Origin of the sequence: Mesorhizobium sp. GbtcB19 (genome assembly GCF_019091085.1) — a bacterium.
In the GTDB taxonomy this organism is placed as follows: Bacteria; Pseudomonadota; Alphaproteobacteria; order Rhizobiales; family Rhizobiaceae; genus Mesorhizobium.
Window position 1 is genome coordinate 92,420 of the sequence record NZ_JAGXJY010000003.1, and the last position, 20,444, is coordinate 112,863.

A 20,444-nucleotide genomic window follows, 5' to 3' on the forward strand; every position below is an offset into this window, starting at 1 on the left:
GGGTCCTCAGGCGCAGCCGCCGAATGGCACTAGCGTTGTGCTCGCCCGAGCGAATACCAGATTTGGTGGCTGGAGCAAAAACCGGGTGACGATTTTCGGGTTGCTATCGGCGGCGCGCCTTGGCAGCGCCGGCCTTCGGGTCATAACCCTGGGCGAAGCGTTCCATGCACATCGCCGCGGTGAGGCGGTAGTGATTGAGAAGCGCTTCGACCGCGCCGTCGGCGTCGCCATCCAGCGTGCGTTCGGCAATCACGCGGTGCTCGCCGATTTCGTCGCGTCCCATGCCCGGCGCATTTTGCGAGATCAGGCGGTAGCGCGAAGCCTGGTCGGAAAGCTGGTCGCAAAAACCGATAAGCCAGTGCGACCCGCACGCTGCGATCAGCGCCCGGTGAAAGGCGCGGTGCAGCTTCTCCCATTCCGGATTGTTGGTTGCCGGGTCTTCGGGCAGGCGCCGTTCGGCCCGCGCCAGGCGGTGCAGGGCCAGCACCAGCTGTTCCTCCCATTCGGCGTTGCGATGGGCAATCGATTCGCGCAGCGCCCGCTCCTCCAGCCAGCAGCGCGTCCGCGTCAGCTCCTCCAGCTCCACGGCGCTGACCGGCATGAGGAAGAAGCCGCGCTGGTCATGCCGCCCGAGCAGGCCCTCGGCGGCCAAGCGGTTGAGCGCCTCGCGCACCGGCGACGCGCCCGCGCCATAGCGCGAGACGACCCATTCGACGCGCAGCTTGCTCTCGGCCTCCAGCGCGCCGCGCAAAAGATCGTCGCGAAGCTGCTGATAGACCGAGCTGGCCAGCGTGCTCTTGGCACCCTTGCCTTCACCCGGCTCGGCGTTTCCGTTTGTCAATCGAGCTCCTGTTGCTTGCCCCTGCTCTGTCAGGGCCCCTCGGCGAAGCAATCTCCCGTACATGTATCATACAGCCGGGCAAAGGCGCCTCAAGCGGAAGATGACGATATTCGACTTTAAGACAAGGAGGTCGGTCTATTGATTGGATGAAGTAGAATCTCGACAAAAAAGCTGATATTACCGCACCGCTTCATATATTGAACAGTCGTTCAATCGCCGCCACGATTGTGCAACCCCCGCGAGAAGTAGGGCAGGTATACGTTTAACTGGCGGCCCCGTCGGCCGCTGTTCGAATTGCTTCGATGTTGGCCCTATAGGCTTCGACGCTGCCGCCCTTGAAGACGGCGGCGCCCGCCACCAGCACGCTGGCGCCGGCCGCGGTTACCAGTGGCGCCGTTTCCGCCGAAACACCGCCGTCGATCTCGATGCGGATCGGCCGGTCGCCGATCAGCGCCTTGACCCGTTTCACCTTGTCGACGATCGCCGGTATGAAGGCCTGCCCGCCGAAACCCGGATTGACGGTCATGATGAGGATCAGGTCGAGTCGGTCGAGCACATATTCGATCGCCGTTTCCGGCGTCGCCGGATTGAGCGAGACGCCGGCCTTCTTGCCGAGGCTTTTGATCGTCTGCAGCGAGCGGTCGAGATGCGGTCCGGCTTCGGCATGCACCGTCATGCCGTCGCAGCCGGCTTCTGCGAAGGCCGCCAGATAGGGGTCGGCCGGCGCAATCATCAGGTGGCAGTCGAAGAAGGCCTTGGTGCGGTTGCGGATCGCCTTGATCACCGGCGGGCCGAAGGTGATGTTGGGCACGAAATGGCCGTCCATGACATCGAGATGGATCCAGTCGGCGCCGGCCGCGGCGACAGCCTCCACCTCGTCGCCGAGCTTTGAAAAATCCGATGCCAGCACAGAGGGGGCAATCAGAGTCTTTTGGGTCATGGATTTGGCTCGCCTATGTTTGCGACGCGAATGTCAGGACTGCCTAGAGCATTTTGCAGCCAAGTGGACAAGAAAAACCCGCCGGATCGCTCCGGCGGGTCTTCGTCTTCAGCCGGCAGGAATTACGGCTTGAAGTTCTGGATGTTTGCGCCGTTCGGATCTTGAATGATCCGCCGCGGCTGGCGCTGCGGTATGAGTTGCTGCAGCACGTTCGGGTTCAACAGCAGGTTCGGGTTGATCTCGACGCCCGGCCGCCTGCGGATCGGCGTGCAGTCCGGGAACAGTCCGGTTGTGCCGACCGGGCACCGCCGCTTGATCAGCACCGGCTGGCACTGGCCATCGATGAAGCGCGAGCCCGGCGCGCATTCCTGTTGCGGCTTGCGGCAGGCGCCGTCGCGGACTTCGGTTCCACGCGGGCAGACGCAGTCGCCCCGCTTGTTGTGGACCTGGCCGCGGATGGTGCACTGCTCCTGCGCCGGCTTCGGCCTCACACAGGCCTTGCCGCGCACTTCCAGACCGTCCGGGCAGGCGCAGTTGCCGTTGGCGTCGCGCACCTGGCCGCGGATCGGGCACTGCCTCGACACGGTCGGCCGGCAGGCGCCGTCACGCACCTCCGTGCCGCGCGGGCAGACGCAATCGCCGTCGCCGTTGCGGAACTGGCCGCGGATGCGGCACTGGGCAGGCGGCTCCTTGTCAGGCACGCAGGCCCTGGCCACCCGGTCGAGATGCGTGCCGTCCGGGCAGGTGCAGCCATTGCCGTCCGAGGTCGGCACGGCGCCGCGCACCGTGCATTTCGGCGGAATAACCTGGCACACGCCGTTGATCAGTTCGCCGCGGCGGCAGACGCAATTGCCGTCCTGGTCGCGGTACTGGCCGGGACGCAGCGTGCATTGCGGCTCCTGCGGCTCTCCACCCTGTACGCATCTGCCGTTCTCCAGATCGGTGCCGCGCGGGCAGACGCAACGTCCGTCGGCGGTTCGGATCTGGCCTTGCAGGAGGACGCAGCGCGGCGGTGGCGGCAGCGGCAGGAGTTTGGTGCCTCCGCCGCCAGTGCACTGGCCGTTGCGGAAGGTGGTGCCCTCCGGGCAGACGCAGCGGCCGGCCGAGTTGAGCACCAGCCCATACGAGCACTGGTTCTTCACCTCATGCCTGATGGTGAAGGGGTGGCACGCATAGGCCTTGCCACGATTGCCCTGGATGTTGGTCGCATCGCGCGACAGCACGTCGCCGCCGCCCTCGACCGGCGTGTTCGGAGAGAGCACGCCGACGCAGTTCTGGCCGTTGACCGTCCCTTGCAGATTGGCGAGACGCCCATCCTCGGGAAGGATCACGGTGACGTGGTGGCTATGGCTCTCGCCGGCCCCCAGCGTCAGATTGGCGATGCAGGATAGAGGCAGGGTCGTCGGTTCCGGCGAGCAGCCGAAGGGCGGGTCGATCGAGGTGATCTCGACGCCTTCCAGCCGGCCGAGACCCTCAACGCCGACCGCATCGCCGATGCGCACCGGACCTGAGAAGGGGTTCGGTCCGTCGTTCGTGATGGTGATCTCGAACGAGCAGGGTTGACCGGGCTGGCACTCGGCGTCGCCGGTCTTCTCGACACGGATGGTCGAGCCGCCGCCGCCCTTCGCGCAGGCCTGGCCGATCGGGTAGACGATGTCGTCGCCCGGCGCCGGCCCGAAGCTGCCGCGCGCGCAGTTCTCGAACGCGCCATTGCCGCTCACCGTCACGTCGAAGTGCCGGCTGGTTCCGGGCGTCATGACGGCGCCGGGAATCTGGCAGGACAGCGTGTTGGCGGGCACCGGCCCGCAAGCCCATTCCGCGCCGTCAGGGGTGACGGTCTGGATCTGGACGGGCGCGCCGCCCGACACCAGGGTCGCGGCATCGCTGACCCGCACCGGACCGGTGGGGGCGGCAGTGCCGGCATTGCTGACGGTGATGCGGCACGAAACCGCGGCCGCACCGGCGAGCGAGCCGTCGCATGTCTTGGTGATGCGCAGGCCGGGCTGGCCGCCATTCGGATGGCGGATGCGCTCGGTCGCGCAGGCCTTGTTGTTGGCGAGGTCGACCTCGCCGGGAATGGCTTTCACCTCGGCGCAGTTCTCGACGCTATCCGGCCGGTAGTTGGCCGGCATCACCGCCTCGACGACGATCGGCGTCGAGGCGCCCGGAGGCAGCGAGATGCCGGCATTGTCGCAGCGGAACTGTCCAGGCCCGCTCGGCCCGCAGGTCCAGGGCGGGCTCGGCCCGAAGGTCGAGGAAGTAGGCGCGCCGCCGGGATAGGTGTCAGTCACCGTCAGCGGCCCGTTATAGGTGTTGGTGCCGTTGTTGATGATGTCGATCACGAAGTAGCAGACGCCGTCGGCCGTGCAGACCGGGATGCGGGCGCGCTTCTTCAGGATCAGGTCGACCTTCTTCTCGACCGGAGGCTGGCACTGCGGATCGCGATCACCACGGCGGCAGATCGGGATCGAGGCGCAGCCGCGGTCGTTGAACTGGCTGCCGAACAGTGGCTTGCCGCTGGCTTGGTAGTCATAGGCGGCGCAGTTGCGCAGCACGCTGCCCTGCCAGCCGCCGGCCGGCCTGAAACCGAGCTTGAGGTTGATCGAGGCGCCGGGGTTGAGCGTCGTCACCGGATAGGTGCACGTCATCGGCGTCGTTCCGGGCACGCAGACCCAAGGCGAATTTGGCCCGGAGGTAAGCACGGAGCCGGCCGGCAGCGTCACCTCGTCGAGCACGATCTTGCCGTTATAGGGCGCGTCGCCGACATTGGTGACGGTGATGGTGAAGTCGCAACCGCCGGCCATCGTGCAACGCGGCACGTCGGCATGCTTCTCGACCTTGAGGTCCGGCTCCTTGTCCTTCGGCGGGCATCTGAGGTCACGCGGGATGACGATGTCGATCACCTGCGTGCAGCAGAGTCCCCAGCCTTCCTTCGGCCCGGCATAGGTCTCGATGCCGGTGACGACGAGATGGATGACCTCGCCGGGCGAGGCGCCGATGATCTTCCAGTTCAGCACGCCGCCGCCGATAGGCACCTTCTGCGTGTCGGGAACGATGATGATGCCGGGCGTCGTCGTCGACACCTGCACCCATTTGCCGCCCATCTCGGGTCCGACTGGCATGTGGTAGATGAAGGCGCCGCCGCCGGGCACGCAATCGACCGTGCCGCGTTCGACCTTGAAGCATTCCTTGCCGGGAGGTGGCGGCGGGTTGCACTTGGTGACGTCGATATGGATTGTCGTCTTGGCGCCGGTCAGGAAGTCGCCGTCGTCCGGCTTGCTCGGATCCTGCGACGGAATGATGGTCCCCGGGCCGCCTCTCATCGACACCTTGATCTGACCCTGGTTGTCGACATTGGCCGGCGCCGGAAATGCCGCCTTGTCGATCTTGGCCAGGATCCGGAAGGTGATCGTGCGTTCGCCCAGTGCGCCCGAACCGTCGAGGTCGGAGGCGGAAATCCGGAAATCGGACACCGTCGCCGTATCGTCGGGATCGGTCGAGCTGCTGATCGTCGCCGCCGGCAGCGGTCCGCCGCCGGCGTCCGTGCCGTCGCCGGTCACATTCACGTTGACGATCTTCAGGCCATGCGGAAGCTGGTCCTTGAAGTCGATCTTGGCGTTCTTCAGCGCATTGATGAGAACCGGATTGGCAAACGCTTGCGCATTGCCGCGCAAGCCAAAGGTCAGCGTGTAGTAGACATAATCGCAACTGCGCTGGCCGCCCGTCTTGGTGAAGAAGGGCACGATGCGGCCGGGTTCGGGGTTGACGATGCGCGGATTGTCCAGGTCGAGCCTGGGCTCCGGTCCGCCGACTTCCGTGAGCTGGGCCGGGGCGGTGTCTTCGGCAAGCGCCGGCAAGGCCGGCATCATGGCGACCGCGATACCGGCCGCCATCAGCCAGCGCGCGCCGCGCCTGGCGTATGACAGGGGTTTCATGATCGTCTCCATGACGGGTTTGCGCGAGGCGAGGCGGGACAGGGCGAGATTTGTCATCTGTCCCTCCCTCAACGTTCGCAGCTGACGGCCGGCGTTCTGAGCGGCAGCGTCATCTTGCAGCAAGGGTAGTATCCACCCCTGTCCTGGTCGGACTTGCGGTAGAAGCAGAGCCCGACATTGACGGTGTCGCCAGGATAATGGCCGGTGATGTCGATCGTGTAGGGCTTGCCCGGGACATGCGACATGGGGGTCGAAACCCCGACGCCGGGCGTCCTGGACTGTGCCTTGATCGAATCGCCGCCAAAGCCGGCATGGTCATGGAGATAGAGTTCGGCCTGAAGCCCGCGCGGCGTGCAGTAGTAATGCACGTCCTCGATATCCACGCAGGGCGGCAGGTTGCCGGGCGGTGGGAAGTCCGGCGGATAGAACGGAGGCAGGTAGCCACCGGGGATTTCCTCATAATAGCCGGCGCGGCCCTCGCAGGGGCGCCAGACCCGAACGTCGCCGACATGGCCTTCGACTTCGGGGTCTTCGAAGAAACCGTCGAAATCGACGAACCAGGAGCCGAAAGGCGGCACGTTGGCCGGTTTGACCAGCGCGCTCGGCGTCAGCTGCACGCCATGCACCGCCAGCGGCCCGCCGGCGGCGAGCTTCTCGGCAAGTTCTGGATTGTCGCGCAGCTTGTCACCGGTGTTGACGACGGTGTCGGTGCAGACCGAGGTATCGATATTGCCCTCGGCGTCATAGCCATATTGCAGGTCGACGCCGCCGGCCGACTGACGGTTGCCTTGCGGGAAGCCGACCGCATACTCCTGCGGCACCTCGACCCAGACAGACTCCGTCGCCGGATCATCCGGGTCCTCGCGCCAGTAGCGGATCAGCTCGCCTTTGCCGGAATCGGCGAAGCGGCTGTAATCGTAGCGGTTTTCGACCGGGCCACGCTGGGCGAGATACATGAAGCCCTTGTTGTCGAAGGCGATGTCGGTGACGGCGTAGTCCTTGTCGGCCTTGACCGTCAGTTCCCAGCGCGGATCGCCGGCGAATGTGCCGTCGCGCGCAATACCGACCGACCAGATCTCGGATTTCTCGCCGACCGAATAATAGAGCCGGCCACCGTGATAGGAGACCGCCCAGACGCGGCGTTCGTCCTGCGTGTAGCCCCAGGTCTCGGCGTCTTCGGTGTCGAAGGCCGCGCCCTGGATGTCCATGACGGCGCCGTCGTCGGCAACGGGGCTAAGCCCATGCGCCGGACGCCCGGCAACGCCATGGTCGAACGTGTCGATCAGATGGCCGTTAGCGTCGATGCGGTGGATCAGGCCGGTGTCGAGGTCGGACGCGAAGAACTGGCGGTGGATCGGGTCGAAGGCGAGGTTGCCGATGCCCGGCCCACTGTTGGTGTCGATGTCGGCGAATTTGGAGACCGCACCGGTGATGCCGTCGATCTTCCAGATCGTGCCCGGACCGCCGCCATTCTCGGTGCCGAACTGGCCGTCCATGAATGCCGCACCCGCGGTGCCGCGGCGCTGCCGCTCCGCACGTCCGTCGCTGTCGGCGTCCGGCGTCACGATCTCGACGCCGTGCAGCGAGGTCGCGGCGGCATAGAGGTTGGGAATGCCCGACGGTACGCCGTCGCGCACGCCATCGTCATAGGTCAGGCCGAACACCTCGCCGATCTGCCCGGCGCTCACTTCGAAGGGCGGCGGGGTGTTGACCAGTTGGCCCGACGCCGGGCCGCCGAGATGCGAGACGTCGAAAATGCGCAAGGATGCGCGCGACGTGTCGATGAAGGTTTCGTCGACCGGGTCGACGCCGGGCGGCAGGCCTTCGTCGAAACCGGGAATGACGGTGCCAGGGAAGCCAGTAACCGCCATCGAGCCCGGATAGATGATCTGAGTTTCCTGCGCTTTCGCCACGCCGCCGAGCCAGAGGCCGGCGGACAGCGCCAGGGCCAGGATCCCGCTGCTTGTGGTGATTGCGCGGCGCAAACGGCCGCCGTGAGAACGCAGGAGCGCGCCGCGAACGCCAGACATTGAACTCCCCCCGAAGCCGCTGGGAGAAACGTCCGTTCTTGCCGCGCCAACCAGGGCAAGGCGCGGCGTTGCGGCACGTTCTTCCCCGATCGAATTGTCTGCTTTCCTCTGCGTGACGATACGCCTGCTCCTGGGTAGGGTCAACGGAATCAGCCGAAAGCCCAGCGCGTCGACCCCTTCCCGAAGGCGGTGATCGCGCTGGGCTCCCGTTGCTCCCGGAGACCGCGAAGTCTCTGGGTTTCTGGTCATGGCGGCTTTCCCTTTCCGGGCCGCACCATTGCGGCGCCTGGCCGTCAGTCGCGGGCCGGAGCGGAAAGGTTCATCGAAAGCGACGGCTGGAACTGTTCGCCATTTCACAGAAGCGGCGAACCGTCAGATTTTTCTATCCAACGCATGTCGCCCAGAACTGTGCCGCGGTTATGGGACAACGACATGCAGCAAAACAAAGACTTAAAGCGAGTCGCCTGAACCCGCTTCAGGCGACGCGCTTTAACGGAAAACGCTTGACGCTTCTGCCGCCAGGGTCGCCTCAGGCAGGCTCGTTTTTCTGGCGAACGATCACCAAGTGCACTCGGCTCGGCCGAGCGCCGACACCGCGTCGACGATCCGGGTAAAGCTGGCGCGTGCCCGGCCGACAGTGTGCCGGGCTCTGAGGTAGCCGTGCACAAGGCCCGGCTCTTCGAGCCAATACGCCCGCCCGCCGGCCGCGACAATGCGGTCGCGATAGGCTTCGCCGTCGGACGACAGCGGGTCGCATTCGGCGGTGATCAGCACGGTCGGCGGCAGATTGGCGAAATCGCCATCGGCGAGCGGGTAGAGCGTGATGTCGCCGGTCCGGTCCACGCCTCCCGTGCGGATATGCTTGTAGAATTCGAGGTCGCGCACGGTCAGCATCGGCGCCTCGGAATGAGTGAGATAAGAACCCTTCGAGCGGTCGCCGCCGAGGCCGGGATAGATCAGCATCTGACCGGCCGGCTTTTTCACATGGCCGCGCGTCGCATGCGCGACCGCGGCGCAGAGATTGCCGCCGGCGCTGTCGCCGCAAAGCAAGACGGGGCGGTCATAGGTTCTGGCGGCCCACTCGAAGGCGCCCAAAGCGTCGTCGAAGGCCGCGGGATGCAGATGCTCCGGCGCCAGCCGGTAGTCGACCGAAACCACCTCGTAGCCGGTGCGGGCGCAAAGCTCGGCGCAGACATCGTCATGGCTGTCCAGCCCGCCAAGGATGAAGCCGCCGCCATGGATGTAGAGCACCATGGCGGTGTTGTCCGGGGTCGCGTTGCGGTAGATGCGGATCGGAATGCTGTTGGTTGGCGCGGCAATGGCGGTGGTTTCCGCCGTCACCGCTTGCGGATAGCCGGCAAAGAACTCGCGACACATCCGGTCGTAGATCGCGCGCTGCTCTTCGATCGTGTAGTCGATCGTATCAGGCGGATAGTAGGAGTTGGTCTTCTCGATGAAGGCCCACGTCTCGGCGTCGATGAGTGTTTTGTAGTCGGTCATGCTTGCTGCGTCGATTGGAGAGGTCGAGCCCGGGCACCCCCCTCTGGCCTGCCGGCCATCTCCCCCGCAAGGGGGGAGATTGGCAGCGTCGGGCTCGGCGCCCTTCTTGCAGCGTGGGAGATTGGCGAAAGCCTTCGCGACATCCAATCTCCCCCCTTGCGGGGGAGATGCCCGGCAGGGCAGAGGGGGGTGTGAAGGAACGCCATCGTCTGCGAGACTATCGTCCCTTCCACACCGGGTCGCGCTTTTCCGCAAACGCCCGGAACCCTTCCATATTGTCCTCCGACCCATAGAGCGTGTCGACCGTCGGCAGCTGCCGGCGCGTCACCTTGTTCATCGCCTCCTGGAAGGTCAGCGCCTCGGCCACCCGCGCCGTCTCCTTGATCGAGGCGAACACCAGCGGCGGGCCGCTGGCCAAAAGCCGCGCGATCTCCCAGACGCGCTCCTCGAGCTTCTCCTTCGGCAGCACCTCGTTGACCAGGCCCCAGCGATGCGCTTCCGCCACATCCATCCAGCGGCCGGTGAACAGAAGGTCCATGGCGATGTGGTAGGGGATGCGCTTCGGCAGCTTGATTGTCGCTGCGTCGGCCAGCGTGCCGGCGCGGATCTCGGGCAGCGCGAAGGAGGAATGGTCCGAAGCGTAGATGAGGTCGCAGGACAGCGCCAGCTCGAAGCCGCCACCCACCGCCATGCCGTTGACGCAGGCGATCACCGGCTTGTTGAGATCGCGCAGTTCCTGCAGCCCGGCAAAGCCGCCGACGCCATAGTCGCCGTCGACCGCGTCGCCGGCCGCGGCCGCCTTCAGGTCCCAGCCGGCGCTGAAGAACTTGTCGCCGGCCGTCTTGACGATGGCGACGCGCAAGTCAGGATCGTCGCGGAACGCCTTGAAGGTCTCCCCCATCAGCCGCGACGTCTTCAGGTCGATGGCATTGGCCTTCGGCCGGTCGAGCGTGACCTCGAGGATCGCGCCCTCGCGGCGGGTGGTGATGACGTCAGCCATTCTTCTTCTCTCCAAGCACCAGCAGGGCATCCGCGATCCACGCGCCCTTCCCCTGGGCGCAGACGATCAGCGGGTTGATGTCGAGTTCCTCGATCTCGCCTTCGTTCTTCTGGACGAAGTCGGCAATGCCGGCGATGGCATCGATGGCGGCAGCGACATCGGCCTTCGGCCGGCCCCGATAGCCTTCGAGCAGAGGATAAAGCTTGAGCCCACGCAATGCCGCCTCGATGTCGTCGCGGGTTGCCGGCAGCATCAGGGTCACGCTGTCGCGCAGAAGCTCGACCAGCACGCCGCCGGTGCCGAGCGTCATCACCACGCCGAACATCGGATCGCGGGTGAAGCCGACGATCAGCTCGGCGACGCCGTCGCGCACCATGCGCTCGGCATAGAGCCCGGTGCCGAGCGGCAAGAGGTCATGCGCGGCGGCGCTGACGGATTCGGCATCCTTGAGGTTCAGCCTGACGGCGCCGACTTCCGACTTGTGCGTTACGCCGAGCGCCTTCAGCGCCACCGGGAAGCCCAGCGTCATCGACGAGATCACTGCCTCGACCGCGTTGGAGCCACGTTCGCCTTTCGGCACCGGCAGCCCGGCCTTGATCAGCCTGTCCTTGGCCTCCGCCTCATCGGGCGTCACGCGCCTGGCTTCCGACGCTCCCGCCGCGGTGGTGTCGACCGGCTGCGCCTGCGGTTCAGCCCAGGCCCAGCCGATGAAGGCTGCGGCTCCGGCGGCGTCCATGGCTTCGGAAATGCCGAACAACGGCACCATGCCGCGCGCCATCAGGCCAGCGGTGTATTCCTCGGGCAGGTTCTCCGGCAGCGAGGAGACGATCGCGCCTTGCGCCTTGTTGGTCTTGAGCGCCGCCTCGAAGGCGCGCAGCGTCGCCCACCAGTCGACGTCGGAGCAGCGGTCGGGACGCGGGAAGTCGAGCACCAGCATGTTGAGGTCGAAGCCGCCCGACACCATGGCGGTGAAGGTGGCGGTCATCGCCGGCTCGTTGTTCCAGATGAAGGTGTGGTAGTCGAGCGGATTGGCGACCGCGACCAGCGGTCCGAGCGTTGATTTCACATGGGCACGGTGTTTTTCGGTAAGCGTCGGGAAATGCACCCAGCGCCCCTCGGCGCTGTCGGCCATCACGGAAGCCTCGCCGCCCGAGCAGCTCATCGACGAGAGCTTGTAGCCGGGCAGCGGTCCGGTGATGTGGAGCAGCTTCAGCGCCTCGATGAAGGCGGGAATGGAATCGACGCGCGCGATGCCGAGGCGCTTCAGGAAGGCGCCGGAGGCGGCGTCCGAGCCGGCCAGCGATGCGGTGTGCGACACCGTCGCCTGCCGCGCCTGTTCGGACCGCCCGACCTTCATGGCGATGATCGGCTTCTTCAGCTCGCGTGCCCGCGCCGCCAGCCTCTCGAAGCCGGCTACCGAGTCGAACGCCTCGATATGCATGCCGAGCGAGGTGACGCGCTCGTCCTCGATCAGGCCCAGCGCCATTTCGGAGAGGCCGGTCTGCGCCTGGTTGCCGGCCGTCATCAGGAAGGCGATCGGCAGGCCGCGCTTCTGCATCGTCATGTTGATGGCGATGTTGGAAGATTGCGTGATGATGGCCACGCCCTTGCCGCCCTCGGGCAGCCGAATGCCGCCATGCTGGTCGGGCCACAACAGCGCGCCGTCGGCATAGTTGATCAGGCCATAGCAGTTCGGCCCGATGATCGGCATCTCACCGGCCGCGGCGACGAGCTCCGCCTGCAGCCGCTCGCCATCCTCGTCATAGGCCTCGGTCTCGAGGAAGCCCGCCGCGAAGCAGACGGCGCCGCCGGCGCCGCGCTCGGCGAGCGCCTTGACCACCTCGATGGTGAGATGGCGGTTGACGCCGACAAAGGCGGCGTCCGGCGCGCCCGGGAGGTCGGCGACGGAGCGGTAGGCCTTGCGGCCGGCGACCTCGTCCTTGGTCGGATGCACTGGCCAGATTTCGCCGGCAAAGCCCATCTTGATCGACTGCGCCACGACGGCGGCGGCCTGCGCCCCGCCGAACACGGCGATCGATTTCGGGCGCAGGAGACGTTCGAGTTTATGCATGGCCATCTTTTCGTTTGAGCATGATCCTGTCCAAAGCCGGATCCTGGCTTTGGCCCATCATGCTCTAAGCTCCGAACGGACGCAGCAACGCCCGCGAAATAATATGTCGCTGAATCTCCGACGTGCCTTCCCAGATGCGCTCGACGCGGGCGTCGCGCCAGATGCGCTCCAGCGGCAGGTCGTCCATCAGCCCCATGCCGCCATGGATCTGGATCGCTTCGTCGGCGACATAGGCCAGCATTTCGGTGGCCTTCAGCTTGGCCATCGCCATGTCCTGATCGGTGACGGTGCCCTGATCGTACTTCCAGCCGGCTTCGAACACCATCAGGTCGGCGGCCTTCAGTTCCGTCGCCATGTCGGCGAGCTTGAACGAAACGCCCTGGAACTTGCCGATCTGCTGGCCGAACTGCTGGCGCTGCGCGGCATATTCAATGGCATGCGACAGCGCCCGCTCGGCGCGGCCGAGGCAGGTTGCGCCGACCTGCAGGCGTGTCGCGCCAAGCCAGGAGTTGGCGACATCAAAACCCTTGTGCACTTCGCCGAGCACCTGGGAGGCCGGCAGCCGGCAGTCGTCGAATTCGAGGATCGAGTTGGTGTAGCCGCGATGCGAGACATTGCGGTAGCCGTCGCGCACCGAAAAACCCTTGGTGCCCTTGTCGACGAAGAAGGCGGTGATCTTCTTGCGTTTGCCGCGCGGCGAATCCTCTTCGCCCGAGGCCATGAAGACAATCGCAAAGTCGGCTATGTCGGCGTGGCTGATAAAATGCTTGGTGCCGTTGAGCACCCAGTCCGAGCCGTCCTGCACGGCGGTCGCCTTCATGCCGCGCAAGTCGGAACCGGCGCCGGGCTCGGTCATCGCCAGGCAGTCCCACTTCTCGCCGCGGATGCAGGGGAAGAGGTACTTTTCGCGCTGCTCCGGCGTGCCGGCGAGCAGGATGTTGGACGGCCGCGCCACGCAGGTCCAGTGCAGCGCGTAATTGGCGCGGCCAAGCTCCTTCTCATAGAGCAGCCAGCTCACCGTATCGAGGCCGGCGCCGCCGACATCGGCCGGCATGTTGGCCGCATAAAGCCCGGCTTCGATCGCCTTGGCCTTCAGCTCGTCGATCAGCTCGCGGCGCAGCTCGCCGGTGCGCTCCACCTCGCGCTCATGCGGATAAAGCTCGTTCTCGACGAAGGCGCGCGTCGTCTCGACGATGAGTTTTTGTTCCTCGGAAAGCCCGAAATCCATCGCCTCAGCCCTTCTTGCCGCTCTTCTTCTTTGGCTTCTCGGTCTTCGCAGGCTTTACGGCCTTTGCCGGCTTTGCGGCCTTCTTCGCCGGCTTGGCGGTCTTGGCCTTGCCGTCTGCCTTGGCGGCCGGTTTCGCCGCCAGCTTGGCGAGCTGCTTGGTGTAGTCCTTATGCAGCGCGCCGGCGCCCCAGCCCTTGCCCTTGTTCTGCTTCGACAGCGCTTCCATGATCGCGACCAGATTGTCGTCGCGAATCTTCTCCAGCTCGCGGATCGACAGGCCATTCGCCTGCTCGTCCGACTGCGTGGCGATCAGGTCGACCAACTCGTCGTTGAACTCCGGCACGTCCATCAGCTTGGTCCACGGCCATTTCAGGCAGGGTCCGAACTGCGCCATGAAGTGGCGCATGCCGGCCTCGCCGCCGGCGACGCGGTAAACCTGGAACATGCCCATCTGCGCCCAGCGCAGGCCGAAGGAATAGCGCATGATGTCGTCGAGTTCCTCGACGGTGCAGATGCCGTCCTTGACCAGCCACAGCGCCTCGCGCCAGGCGGCTTCGAGCAGGCGGTCGCCGACGAAGGCCTCGATCTCCTTGCGCACCACCACCGGCTTCATGCCGATCGAGGCGTAAATCTCCTTAGCGACCTCGATCGCCTCGGGGAAAGTCTGCTGGCCGCCGACAATCTCGACCAGCGGCAAGAGATAGACCGGGTTGAACGGATGGCCGACGACCAGCCGCTCCGGATGCTTCTTCATCGCCACCTGCATGTCGGTCGGCTTGATGCCGGAGGTCGAGGAGCCGACGATGGCGTTGGCCGGCGCGTGCGCGTCGATCTCGGCCAGCACCTTGTGCTTGAGGTCGAGCCGCTCCGGCACGCTTTCCTGGATGAAATCGGCATCGGCCACCGCTTCGGCGATGGTCTTGGCGAAGGTCAGCTTGCCTTCCTTGGGCAGGCCGCCGGGCAGCATCTGCTTATAGGCGCGGCGCGCGCCCTTCATCACTTCGCTGACCTTGCGCGATGCCTCGGGATCCGGATCGAAGATCGAGACATCGATGCCATTCAACAGCAGCCGCGCCACCCAGCCGGCGCCGATGACACCGCCGCCGATAGCGGCTGCCTTGTTGATGATGCTCATGGTCAGGCTCCGGTTCTGGTCTTGGCTGTTTCGGGATCTGTGAGGGCCACGCGCTCGCCGGCGCGGATCACCGCCGGGTCGTAGGCCTTGCGGGCGAAGACTTCGAGCACGAAGGGCCGGAAGAACTCGATCGGCAAAGTCTTATAGTCGGGGTCGAAGCTCGACTGGTCCCAGCGTTCGCAGAACTGGTCGCAATCGTCGAAATAGGCATGGCCGGCGAAGCGCTCGCGCGCATGCCGGTTGCCGCCGACATGATGCGCGTAATAGAGGCGCTGGAAGTCGCCATGCTTCTCCACCACCCAGGTGCATTGCTCGCGCACGAACGGCTTCAGGATCGCGGCGGCATACTCGTCGTGATTGTAGGGCGCGTAGATGTCGCCGATGTCGTGCAGCAGCGCGCAGGCGATCCAGTCGGTGTCGGCGCCGTCGCGCCAGGCGCGCGTCGCCGCCTGCAGCGAATGGCCGAGCCGGGTTATCTTGTAGCCCGACAGGCCCTCGTCGAGCTGCACCAGCGCATCGAGCAGCCGCTCGCCGGTCTTGGCGGCATAGTCGATCTCATGGGCGGTCAGGAACTCGTAATCGTCCTTGTCGCCATCCTTCATAGCGGTGAATTTGACGGTAGCCATTTTCAGCTCCCGCTCAAGCCGCGGCAGCTAGGGGCGCCCGCTTGGTAAGGTTGAGCTTCTTGCGCACTTCCTCCGGTCCGAGGATACGGGCGCCGAGATTGGTGACGATGCTGGCCGCGCGCTCGACGAGCTGCGCGTTGGTCGCCAGCACGCCCTTGTCGAGCCACAGATTGTCTTCCAGGCCGACGCGGACATTGCCTCCGGCAAGCACGGCCGCCGCGGCATAAGCCATCTGGTTGCGACCGATCGAGAAGGCCGACCAGTTCCAGGTCGACGGCACGTTGTTGACCATCGCCATGAAGGTGTTGAGGTCGTCCGGCGCGCCCCATGGCACGCCCATGCAGAGCTGCACCAGCGCGTCGGCGTTGAGCACCTTTTCCTCGACCAGCTGCTTGGCGAACCACAGATGTCCAGTATCGAAGGCCTCGATCTCGGGCTTCACGCCCAGCGCCGTCATCATGCCGCCCATGGCGCGCAGCATGCCGGGCGTGTTGGTCATCACGTAATCGGCCTCGTTGAAGTTCATCGTGCCGCAATCCAGCGTGCAGATCTCCGGCAGGCACTGCCGTACATGCTCCATGCGGTTGCTGGCGCCGCCCATGTCGGTGCCCTTCTCGTTCAAGGGCAGCGGCGCTTCCGTCGAGCCGAACACCATGTCGCCGCCCATGCCCGCGGTGAGGTTGAGCACCACGTCGACATTGGCCTCGCGGATGCGCTCGGTCACTTCGCGGTAGAGCTGCACGTCGCGGCGTGGTTTGCCGGTCTCGGGGTCGCGCACATGGCAATGAACGATCGCGGCGCCCGCCTTGGCGGCGTCGATCGCCGAATCGGCGATCTGCTTGGGCGAGCGCGGCACATGGGGAGAGCGGTCCTGCGTGCCGCCGGAGCCGGTCACGGCACAGGTAATGAAAACCTCACGATTCATCGCAAGCGGCATCTTGATCCTCCCAGGGTCGATCGGCCATGCGTGCCGCCAAAAGCGGAAGCCTTGTTGGGCTATGCACGGGATGGATACAGAATGACCGACTTGCCGGAAACTGTTTTGCGTTTTACGAAGGTCTCATGACTAAAACCGAAAAGCCGACCATCTTTCGGTCCGAGCGCGAAACCCTCAAGGTGACATTCCTTGTGTTCTCGGGTTCCTCGATCATGTGCGTCGCATCGGCCGTCGACCCGCTGCGCGCTGCCAATCGCATCTCCGGCGAGACGCTGTTCGATTTCAAGCTGGTCTCGGTCACCGGCGAGGCGCCGATCACCACCTGCGGCCTGCCGGTTGCCGTCAGCGGCCGCTTCGATGCGGCCGAGCCGACCGACATGCTGGTCGTCGTCGCCGGCTTCGGCACGCAGAATTACGCCACCTCGGCGCTGCTTGCCGGTCTGCGGCGCGCGGCGCGCGCGGCCCGTGCCTGTGGCGGCGTCGAGGCGGGTACCTGGCTGGTGGCGCGCGCAGGCCTGCTCGAAGGTCGCAGCGCCACCACGCATTGGGAAGACATGGAGGATTTCTCCGCCGCCTTTCCCGGCGTCGACGTGCGGCCGGACCGCTATGTCATCGATGGACCGGTCTTCACCTCCGGCGGCGCGTCACCCACCTTCGACCTGATGCTGCATCTGGTCCGCACAAGGCTGGGAATGGCCGCCGCGCTCGATGTCGCCAGCGTCTTTATCTACGACCAGGCGCGCGCCGCGACCGACGCGCAGCCGCTGGTCTCGCTCGGCCGGCTCGACGGCTATGATCCGCGCCTTGCCCAGGCGATCCGGCTGATGGAGGCCCATGTCGACCAGCCGCTCACCATCGATGCCGTGGCCAAACGCGCCGGTGTGACGGCGCGGACGCTGGAAAGCATTTTTCGTAAGTCGATCGGCGAGACCCCGGGCGCCTATTATCTGAGGCTGCGCCTCAGCGCCGCCCGGCGTCTGGTGGTCGACACGCGCATCGCCATGGCCGACATTGCCGGGCGTACCGGCTTTTCCTCCGCCGCGGCATTTTCCAGGGCATTTTCGAGAGCTTTCGGCGAGGCGCCGGTCAGGTTGCGGCGCGGCTGAGTATCCACTCGATTGCCGCCGCGAGGTCATCGACAAGTGCCGTAGGAGCCGGATCGAAGCGCGTTTCGTCGCCCGGCCGGTATTTGCCGGTCCGAACCAGCAACGCCGCTCCGAGCCCGGCGCGCAACGCTCCTGCGACATCGCTCTCCGCATCGTCGCCGACCATGACCGCGTCGGCTGCCGGACAGTTCAATTCCGCGAGCGCGGCGAGAAAAAAGTCCGGCGAGGGTTTGCCGAGCACCACAGGTGTTCGGCCGCTGGCGAATTCGAGCGCGGCGACGAAGGCGCCAGTGTCGAGGCTGAGCAGCCCGTCCGCATCCTTGAAGGTGCGGTTGACCGCAAGCGCCAGGAAATCGGCACCGGCGACCAGTTCGCGGAACGCCCGGTTGAGGCTGGCGTGGTTGAAGGCTTCGCCCGCATCACCGATGACGATAGCGCGCCCGCTCCCGCCGTCCAGCCCCGAAAACTCGGCCTCGAGGTCGGGATGGACGAGCAGATGCGGCTGGCGGCCATGCTTGCGCAGCCATTCGACCGCGGCGCGCGCCGGCGTCAGCAACTCTTCCTCCGCAACCTCGATGCCCATGGCCGCAAGTTGCGCGATGATTGCGCTGCGCGGCGAGCGTGTCGTGTTGCTGACGAAACGCAGCGGCAACGCGGCGCTGCGCAAACGCTCGATGGCCGCGGCGGCGCCCGGTATCGGGGTGTCGCCATCATAGACGACACCCAGAAGATCCAGGAGCACCGCGCGTATCATCGGCGCAGGATGGAGAAACAGTTTCTGTTCGTCAAACTACGAGAGAATCAGGCCACGAGAGAATCAGGCGCGGGAGAATCAGGCGGCGTCGCGGCCTTCGCCGACGATGCGCGAGCGCATGCTCTTGGCCAGCGCCGTTTCGAGCCGCGCGGCGACCGCGCGATCCCATTCATTTGTCTTGCGGACGCTGTCTTTCGAGTACGGCAGCGCCATCAGCCGGTCGATGATCGATCCGGCCTCGCTGGGAGAGAGCAGGGCGTCGATTTCGCGTTCGTGCTGCATATCGGTTCGCCTCCTTCTTCTTCATCACCCGCCACAGGAGCCGTGTTTATACGAAATCCGTGACGGCTGTTTGAAGGCAAGAACGAGGTGATTGAAGGGCAGTGCGGGGCAAAGTTTTGTCAGCCGCCTGCAAATCGCGGCAACGCGATTCCCGGCGCGCTTTTGCGCTGTCGACAAGAGAATGCCGCGGCGGCTTGTTGGCCGCTCGCGGCAGATTTCAATGCACCGATCGGATGTCAGACGTAGCGGTTGACGATGTTTTCGAGCAATTCCTGCCGGCCGGAGCGCGGCTGCGGCTCGATCTTCTTCTTCACCACGCGTTCGGCGATCTCCTCCAGCGTGCGCTTGCCGGCAAGCATCGCCTTGCCTTCGGCGGTGTTCCAGCCGGCATAGCGTTCGGCAAGCGGGCCGGACAGCGCCTTGTCCTCGATCATCTTCGCCGCCGCCTTGAGGCCGCGCGCGCAGGCGTCCATGCCGCCGATATGACCGATCAGGAGATCGTCCGGATCGAGCGACTGGCGCCTGAGCTTGGCATCGAAATTGGTGCCGCCCGTCTTGAAGCCGCCGCCCTGCAGGACCTGGTAATAGGCCAGCGCCATTTCCGGCACGTTGTTGGGGAACTGGTCGGTGTCCCAGCCCGACTGGTAGTCGTTGCGGTTCATGTCGATGGAGCCGAAGACGCCGAGCGCGTTGGCCAGCGCCAATTCGTGCTCGAAGGAATGGCCGGCCAGGATCGCGTGGCCCTGCTCGATGTTGAGTTTTACCTCCTTCTCCAGCCCGAAGCGCTTGAGGAAGCCGTACACCGTGGCAACGTCATAGTCATACTGATGCTTGGTCGGCTCCTGCGGCTTCGGCTCGATCAGGATCGTGCCCTTGAAGCCGATCTTGTGCTTGTAGTCGACGACGAGATTGAGGAAGCGGCCGGCCTGCTCCTGCTCGCGTCCAAGGTCGGTGTTGAGCAACGTCTCATAGCCTTCGCGGCCACCCCACAGCACATAATTCTCGCCCTTCAACCGCTTGGTGACGTCGATGCAGCTCTTCACCGTCGCCGCCGCATAGGCGAACACATCCGGATCGGGATTGGTTGCCGCGCCCGACATGAAGCGGCGGTGCGAGAACAGGTTCGCCGTGCCCCAAAGCAGCTTTACGCCGGTCTTCTTCATCTTCTCGGCGAAGTAGTCGGCGATCTCGTCGAGGCGCTCGGCGCTTTCGGAGAAATCCTTGCCCTCCGGGCGGACATCGGCGTCGTGGAAGCAGAAATAGGGTGCACCGAGCAGCGAGAACATCTCGAAGGCGACGTCGGCCTTGAGCTTGGCCAGTTCCATCGTGTCGATGCCGCCAGGCTTGGCGAACCACGGCCGGTCGAAGGTCTGGCCGCCGAACGGGTCACCGCCCGGCCAGGCGAAGGAATGCCAGTAGGCGACGGCGAAGCGCAGATGGTCTTCCAGCCGCTTGCCGGCCACAACCTCGTCCGGGTTGTAGAACCGGTAGGCCAGCGGATTGGTCGAATCCGGCCCCTCATATTTGATCTTTTTGATGTCGCCGAAAAATCCGCTGCCCATGGTTTCCTTCCTCTCCGGGTGCATTCGCCCGATTACCTCAGGCGTAATTGGTTTCGCTTTTTCGCGAGGCCAAAACGGTCATGTCGAAACGATCCAACGAAGGACCATGACCATGACCGACCTCAACACGATCGCCTTGAACTACATCAGCGCCTGGAACGAGAGCGATGCCAACCGCCGCAAGGCGCTGCTCGAAGCGGCCTTCACCAGCGACGTCAGCTACCGTGATCCGGTCATGCAGGGCGACGGCCATGACGGCATCGCAGCGCTGATTGACGGTGTGCAGCAGCGCTTCGCCGGCTTCCGCTTCTCGCTGAAGGGCGAGCCGGACGGTTTCGCCGACCGCATCCGCTTCTCGTGGAATCTCGGGCCGGAAGGTGTCGAGTCCGTGATCGAGGGCACCGATATAGGCGTCATCGAGAACGGGCGGCTGAAGAGTGTCACCGGGTTTTTGGACAAGGTGCCGGCGCAGTGAGGCTAACTGGGGAGGTGGGGTG

The 20,444-nt window shown here is 65.3% G+C and carries 16 protein-coding genes; 2 read left to right on the plus strand and 14 right to left on the minus strand.

Annotated features, from left to right (window positions below):
• Positions 1-103 precede the first annotated feature (103 nt).
• From KVT37_RS07245 to KVT37_RS07295, 11 genes are all read right to left on the minus strand, one after another.
• Positions 104-841, minus strand: coding sequence for a GntR family transcriptional regulator (locus tag KVT37_RS07245; protein WP_254633866.1), 738 nt, complete (start codon positions 839-841; stop codon positions 104-106).
• A gap of 262 nt (positions 842-1,103) precedes the next feature.
• Positions 1,104-1,781, minus strand: a complete 678-nt coding sequence (rpe, locus tag KVT37_RS07250) for a ribulose-phosphate 3-epimerase (protein ID WP_217571119.1) — start codon at positions 1,779-1,781, stop codon at positions 1,104-1,106.
• Between the two features lie 122 nt (positions 1,782-1,903).
• Positions 1,904-5,773 (minus strand): DUF11 domain-containing protein, encoded by a 3,870-nt coding sequence (locus KVT37_RS07255; protein ID WP_217571121.1) that lies wholly within the window; start codon positions 5,771-5,773, stop codon positions 1,904-1,906.
• Positions 5,774-5,784: 11 nt separating this feature from the next.
• Entirely contained in the window at positions 5,785-7,746 is a 1,962-nt protein-coding gene (locus KVT37_RS07260; protein ID WP_254633867.1) for a hypothetical protein, read from the minus strand.
• A 558-nt stretch (positions 7,747-8,304) separates the two neighbouring features.
• Positions 8,305-9,246, minus strand: coding sequence for an alpha/beta hydrolase (locus KVT37_RS07265; RefSeq protein WP_217571125.1), 942 nt, complete (start codon positions 9,244-9,246; stop codon positions 8,305-8,307).
• Positions 9,247-9,463: 217 nt separating this feature from the next.
• A complete protein-coding gene (locus tag KVT37_RS07270; protein WP_217571127.1) occupies positions 9,464-10,246 on the minus strand; it encodes a carnitinyl-CoA dehydratase in 783 nt (260 codons plus the stop codon).
• Positions 10,239-12,317: an acetate--CoA ligase family protein gene (locus tag KVT37_RS07275; protein ID WP_217571129.1), complete on the minus strand. Its 2,079-nt coding sequence runs from the start codon at positions 12,315-12,317 to the stop codon at positions 10,239-10,241. Before KVT37_RS07275 ends, KVT37_RS07270 begins: the two co-directional genes overlap by 8 nt.
• A 64-nt stretch (positions 12,318-12,381) precedes the next feature.
• Positions 12,382-13,545: an acyl-CoA dehydrogenase family protein gene (locus KVT37_RS07280; RefSeq protein WP_217571131.1), complete on the minus strand. Its 1,164-nt coding sequence runs from the start codon at positions 13,543-13,545 to the stop codon at positions 12,382-12,384.
• A 4-nt stretch (positions 13,546-13,549) separates the two neighbouring features.
• Positions 13,550-14,680 (minus strand): carnitine 3-dehydrogenase, encoded by a 1,131-nt coding sequence (locus KVT37_RS07285; RefSeq protein ID WP_217571133.1) that lies wholly within the window; start codon positions 14,678-14,680, stop codon positions 13,550-13,552.
• 2 nt (positions 14,681-14,682) lie between these two features.
• On the minus strand, positions 14,683-15,306 hold the full coding sequence (locus KVT37_RS07290; RefSeq protein ID WP_217571135.1) for an HD domain-containing protein: 624 nt from the start codon (positions 15,304-15,306) through the stop codon (positions 14,683-14,685).
• 13 nt (positions 15,307-15,319) lie between these two features.
• The gene (locus KVT37_RS07295) at positions 15,320-16,243 is read right to left on the minus strand and encodes a 3-keto-5-aminohexanoate cleavage protein (RefSeq protein WP_217571137.1); all 924 of its coding nucleotides are present in this window, start codon (positions 16,241-16,243) and stop codon (positions 15,320-15,322) included.
• Positions 16,244-16,368: 125 nt separating this feature from the next.
• Here KVT37_RS07295 and KVT37_RS07300 point away from each other — a divergent pair, with 125 nt between their 5' ends.
• Positions 16,369-17,349, plus strand: coding sequence for a GlxA family transcriptional regulator (locus KVT37_RS07300; RefSeq protein ID WP_217571139.1), 981 nt, complete (start codon positions 16,369-16,371; stop codon positions 17,347-17,349).
• On the opposite strand, the gene KVT37_RS07305 is transcribed toward KVT37_RS07300, so the two are convergent.
• The 3 genes from KVT37_RS07305 to xylA all read right to left on the minus strand — a co-directional run bounded on the left by KVT37_RS07305 (position 17,330) and on the right by xylA (position 19,947).
• A complete protein-coding gene (locus KVT37_RS07305; RefSeq protein ID WP_308642590.1) occupies positions 17,330-18,091 on the minus strand; it encodes a TIGR01458 family HAD-type hydrolase in 762 nt (253 codons plus the stop codon). The two genes, KVT37_RS07300 and KVT37_RS07305, sit on opposite strands and share 20 nt — an antisense overlap.
• Before the next feature lie 90 nt (positions 18,092-18,181).
• Positions 18,182-18,385 carry a hypothetical protein gene (locus tag KVT37_RS07310; RefSeq protein ID WP_217571143.1) on the minus strand — a complete coding sequence of 68 codons (204 nt, stop codon included), beginning with the start codon at positions 18,383-18,385 and terminating at the stop codon, positions 18,182-18,184.
• 236 nt (positions 18,386-18,621) lie between these two features.
• On the minus strand, positions 18,622-19,947 hold the full coding sequence (gene xylA, locus KVT37_RS07315) for a xylose isomerase (RefSeq protein WP_217571145.1): 1,326 nt from the start codon (positions 19,945-19,947) through the stop codon (positions 18,622-18,624).
• Positions 19,948-20,059: 112 nt separating this feature from the next.
• On the opposite strand from xylA, the gene KVT37_RS07320 reads away from it, so the two are divergent.
• Positions 20,060-20,422, plus strand: coding sequence for a nuclear transport factor 2 family protein (locus KVT37_RS07320; RefSeq protein ID WP_217571848.1), 363 nt, complete (start codon positions 20,060-20,062; stop codon positions 20,420-20,422).
• Positions 20,423-20,444 lie beyond the last annotated feature (22 nt).